Source organism: uncultured Campylobacter sp., from assembly GCF_938018035.1.
Classification (GTDB): Bacteria; Campylobacterota; Campylobacteria; order Campylobacterales; family Campylobacteraceae; genus Campylobacter_B.
Map to the genome: position 1 here is coordinate 1 of NZ_CALIJF010000302.1, position 4,927 is coordinate 4,927.

The following is a 4,927-nucleotide window of genomic DNA, read 5'->3' on the forward strand; positions in this document are numbered from 1 at the left end:
GAAATTTTGTATCTAAATTTAGCTGATCTACGCCTTGAAGAGGTTGTAGCGAATAATGCAATTTTTGCGGCTAGAAATAGTGCGGACAATACAAAGACTAGCGAAGCAAACGAACATGAAATAAGCAGAGAAGCTACGTTAGACGCGGAAATTTCGGATACAGGCGAATTTTACCGCGCCGCCGTAAAAAATACAGATACAAAAAATGCAAGCGCAAATGGCTCAAACAATGCAAAAAATGCGGAGTCCGATGGCGCAAAAAACAGGAGCGAAAATTTCTTCCGCAAGATCAAAGAATTTTTAGCGGCAAACGAGCAAATTTCATCGCTTTTTTTGGATAATTTTAGTAGCACCGATTTTGAAATTTCATCGCTCCAAAGCTTCGCCGAGGGGCTAAATTTAAAGCGCTTTATAATTTCTACTCGCGATAAAGAGTTAGTTTTGCCAGGCTTTGAGCGGATTGAGCTTTTGCCGCTTTCATTTGAGGAATTTATCGCCTTCGACAAGCGCCACAACGAGATAAACTCGATGATTTCGGCATTTTTGGCTCAAGGCGGTGGCGCAAAAAACCCCTTCATAACCCCCGCTGAAATTTTAGAATTCGAGCAGAGGCTGCTTGCGGCAAACTTTAGCCGCACGGAGATTTTAATCCTCAAAGAGTGCCTAAGCTTCGTCCACGCCGCATTTAGCGCAAATAAAATTTACACCGCGCTAAAGCCGCACATCAAGATCTCAAAAGACGCCGTATACGGCACTATCGCCAAGCTTGAGCGGGAAAATTTTATCAGATTTTTAAGCAAGGCGGGCGAGCCTGCGCGCGCAAAAAAGCTATATTTTTCGCATTTTAATATGCGCGAAATTTTAACAAGCAAAAAGGACTTCTCGAAAAAATTTGCCAACGTTCTTTTCTGCGAGCTTTTGGGACTGGATACGCCGATTTTTTATACAAAAGAGCTGGATTTTTACCTGCCGAGTCTAAAAATGGGAGTTTTGGTCATTCCATTCAGCAACGCGGACATTATCTTTTTAAAATTTCGCAAAATTTTAAGCGCGCTCAAGAGGCTCGGCATCACGAGCTTAAAAGCTATTTCTATGGCGAACTCCGGTAGGCTCGAGATTGAGGGTATTCGCTGCGACGTCCTGCCGTTTCATGAATTCGTGCTTAGCTTCTAATTATTGACACTTTATATCATAAAAATACAAATTTTATGATATAATTTTGGTAAACCCATATCAATTACGCAGGGGAAAGCCGATGATCAAATTAAAAGACAAACTCATTTATGAAACGCTAAAACTGGTCGAATCACAAGGTAAAGGGGGACTTTTATGTCGCAATAAGCAAAGCGATGCGGAGTTTATGAGACCCGTGAACGAATTCGCAGCTGCGAGTGGGCGCAACTACACATCGATCAAATCGACTCTTGACATAATTCATAAAAACTGGGGCTATCTGCAGCGCGAAAGTATCAAGGACATGGGGCTTGATGCGGGCAAAGCGTCGAAGATTTTCATCTACCGTCTATGCGAGTCAGGGCGAAGCTTTATCGAAAAATACGAAAAAGCGCTCGTCCAAAACGCCGACAAATAGCCCAAAATTAAAAATTTTAAGCGCCAATTAGATAGAATTCTTTAATTTCACGTGGAGCGACAGAATTTCATTTTTATGCGACTCGCCTTAAAAAAAGGAGATGAAAATGCTGGATTTTATAGTAAAAATGTTCGCATGGAAAGCTGAGTGGGAGGTAAAAAAGGAATATGACAAAGAATTTGGTGATCTATCCTCCATGCGCTCAATCTTGCGCTTTATAATACTTCTTATCATACTTAGCATTTTGATTAAATTTCAATTAAGCGTATGAAAGATACATTTTTAGATATTGCGCTCGTTTTATTTGGCATCGTCATGCTTGTCGCGATACGACAAAAATCTTTATTAAAATTTACAATCTTCGTCGTGATTTTAGCGCTCGCCAGAGAGTTAATTATCAGGCTTTATGCCTAGTTTCGACGAAACCGACGCGGATGGAATTTAAAATTTAAACGACAAAATGACGGCGCGGCGAAATTCGGCGGGCGCAAATTTTAAATTTCGCCGTAACCACACTATGCTTTTATCGTCGTTAGTAAATTCTACCGCGCTTCAAGAATTGCCGTATCTACAAATCCAGCCTTTATCGTCAATGATAGATTTATCCGCGCCGAGAATTTGCGCTTGATGCCGCGTTTTCTGCTATTAGTGGCGGATTTCGCTCGTGCAAATGCGACGGAATTTCACTTGTGCGAACACGGCGGATTTTTTGCGGTGGCAGCAAAAATTATAAACCAAATGAGCGGGTTAGAGCGTAAATTTTATAACGCTTAAATTCCGCAAAAGCCTAAATTAATGCGATACAAATTTGAAATTCAAGCAAAAATTTTAAATTTAGTAGCAAAATTCTACACGCTAAAATCTTAAAATTTTATTTCACAAAATTCCGAAATTTGGAATTAGATTCTGCGACGATGCGACAAATTTTACTTCACAATTAAAATTATTGCACAAACCATGTCCCGAAAATTTTAAAATTTCATAATCATAAAATTTTAAAATTCCAATGCCGTATTGCAAATTTATTATTTTATAAAACGGAGCAAAAAGCGAAATCTTGCATAAATCGCACTCAAAAATTTTACGAATTCTCGCGCAAACCGGCTCGAAATTCCGCCCTGCCTACTCCACGTATCCGATAAATTCGCCATCGAAAGTATGCCTAACGTCGCCGCGAAAGTAAATTTTACCTCCATCTCCTAAGCGCAAATTTAGCGTTTCGCCGCTTGCAGGTATCACGCGGATGTCGGGAGCTAGCCCCATATTTTCGACGCCTGCGATGAAGCATGCTGCCATCCCCGTACCGCATGCGAGAGTTTCTGCCTCTACGCCGCGCTCAAAGGTGCGCACCTTTAAAATTTTGCTTGCGAGGCGGCTTTGAACTAACGCATAATTAACGTTAGCGTTATACTTTTCGCGCAGATCGCGGGCTAGCGCGGCGTCGAACTCATTTAAATCGCTAACAAAAGTTACTAAGTGTGGCACTCCTGTGTTATAAAAATACCACGTTAGCCCTGCCTCCTCAAAGCTCTCGCCAAGGCGTTTAGGACGAGTTAACATTACCTCGACATTAGCTACTAACGCGTGAGCGTTAGGACGCAGATTGAAAATCTCGCCGAAGCTTACATTGCGTAGCTCGCCGCGCATACTCTCGCTCAAATTTCCGCCGAAAATACCGAAAATTTCACCGCTAATTACGCCTGCGCCGCTTAGGAATTTCATGCTCTGTGCGGCCAAGAAATTTTCATACGCATACATGCATACCGCTCGCGAGCCGTTGCCGCACATATCGGCGCTACTGCCGTCGCTATTATAAAATTCCCACTCGAAATTTATCCCGTCTATGCCGTTAAATTTAGGCAGCACGACGATGAGCCCGTCGGCGCCTACTCCATCGCGCCTGTCGCATAGCTCGCGCGCTAGCTTGGATCTATCCGCCTTAACTGAATCCGTAAATATTACGAAATCATTTCCGCTCGCATTATATTTTGAAATTTTCATTATCTACCTCGCAAATTTTTAAAATTACTAACATTCGCTAACGCTTTATTAAAATTTTATTTCTATTTAAATTTAAGTCTGCCGCTTGTTTTGAGCTATTCCGAGAGATATTTTACTAACTTGCCCTCATTGGTTAGTTTATTTATCGTGCGCTTTTTACGCTTGATGTTAGGTTTCATCTCATAGCTTTTAAGTGCTCGCAAGCATCAAATCTTCCGAGCTTACAAGCCTTTTCATAAAGCTCGCGCGCCTTCTTTTTATCTTTCGCTACGCCCCAGCCCTTTTCGTATTGATACGCTAAATTTGAGCAGGCTAGCGGCTCATCGCTTTTCTCGCACGCTTCGCTAAAATACTTCGCAGCAAGCGCGTGATCCTTTTGCCCGCCGTCGCCCTTAAAATACGTAACGCCCAAATTTACGCACGAATCCGCGTGCCCTTGCTCGCAAGCCCTCGTAAAAAATGTCCTAGCCCTGTCCGCATCTTTTTTCACGCCTTCGCCAAGAACGTAGCTGAGCCCTAGGTTATGGCACGCCTCTACCTGCCCCATTTTGCAAGCCTTGATCAAAAGCTCGATCGCCTTTTTCGTGTCTGGATAGACGCCGAGCCCCTTTTTATAGTTGTATGCAAGGCTCGCGCACCCCTCGCTGCTGTTTTTCTTGCAGGCGTCGCTAAAAAGCTCATTCGCTCTCTTGCGATCCTGCGCCACCCCCTGCCCGTCGTTGTAGAGCAGTCCCAAATAGACGCAGCCCTTCTGCTCGCCGAGCTTGCATGCCCTGTCGTAATAGCGCGCGGCCTGCTTGAAGCTTCTATTTGAGTCGTATGCATAGCCCAAATTTGCGCAGTCTAGCGCGTTTTCCTCGCCGCCTGCGTCGCAGTTGCGCTGTAGCTCATTTATCACGCGGCTTAGTTTTTTACAATCCATCTCGCTCCCCGCGGCGCAGCCCTTTCTTAGATCGTCGATCTCCGCCGCAGCGCCCGTCGCAAACAGCGCAGAGAGCAAAACCGCTCGCGCCGTAAATTTCAACCGCTCTTTAAGCGGCGTACTTTTAAAATTTTGAAATTTAGTGCCCTTTTGGACGCGGCTACCGATCCTCATTGTTTTATCCTTTATTTTAAAATTCATCTTAATTCGCGTATAAATTTTTACGAGCTCTCGCGCAAAGGGCTAAATTTTATCTTTCAGCTCTTTTAAAAATCTCTCCACCGCGGTCTTAAGCGCGGCAAGATCGCCGCTATTGTCTATCACAAAGTCCGCCATAGCGCGCTTTTGCTCGATATCCATCTGCAGCTCCACGCGGTGCTTTGCAGCGGCGCGATCCAGCCTGTTTCGCTTCA

The 4,927-nt window shown here is 43.9% G+C and carries 4 protein-coding genes; 2 read left to right on the forward strand and 2 right to left on the reverse strand.

Annotated elements, in window-relative coordinates; genetic code table 11:
• Together Q0257_RS09120 and Q0257_RS09125 are read left to right on the forward strand one after the other, a co-directional pair.
• A partial coding sequence (locus Q0257_RS09120; RefSeq protein ID WP_298024277.1) for a hypothetical protein occupies window positions 1-1,173 on the forward strand: 1,173 nt, incomplete at its 5' end.
• Between the two features lie 82 nt (window positions 1,174-1,255).
• Entirely contained in the window at window positions 1,256-1,591 is a 336-nt protein-coding gene (locus Q0257_RS09125; RefSeq protein WP_298024279.1) for a hypothetical protein, read from the forward strand.
• A gap of 1,122 nt (window positions 1,592-2,713) precedes the next feature.
• Here Q0257_RS09125 and dapF read toward each other — a convergent pair.
• Both dapF and Q0257_RS09135 read right to left on the reverse strand, forming a co-directional pair.
• Entirely contained in the window at window positions 2,714-3,592 is an 879-nt protein-coding gene (gene dapF / locus Q0257_RS09130; protein WP_298024280.1) for a diaminopimelate epimerase, read from the reverse strand.
• 175 nt (window positions 3,593-3,767) lie between these two features.
• Window positions 3,768-4,688 carry a tetratricopeptide repeat protein gene (locus Q0257_RS09135; protein WP_298024281.1) on the reverse strand — a complete coding sequence of 307 codons (921 nt, stop codon included), beginning with the start codon at window positions 4,686-4,688 and terminating at the stop codon, window positions 3,768-3,770.
• Window positions 4,689-4,927: the final 239 nt, after the last annotated feature.

Bases quoted from the DNA above. Each gene is read 5' to 3' on its own strand.
- Q0257_RS09125 (WP_298024279.1), top strand. From the start codon at position 1,256: ATGATCAAATTAAAAGACAAACTCATTTATGAAACGCTAAAACTGGTC.
- dapF (WP_298024280.1), bottom strand. From the start codon at position 3,592: ATGAAAATTTCAAAATATAATGCGAGCGGAAATGATTTCGTAATATTT.
- Q0257_RS09135 (WP_298024281.1), bottom strand. From the start codon at position 4,688: ATGAGGATCGGTAGCCGCGTCCAAAAGGGCACTAAATTTCAAAATTTT.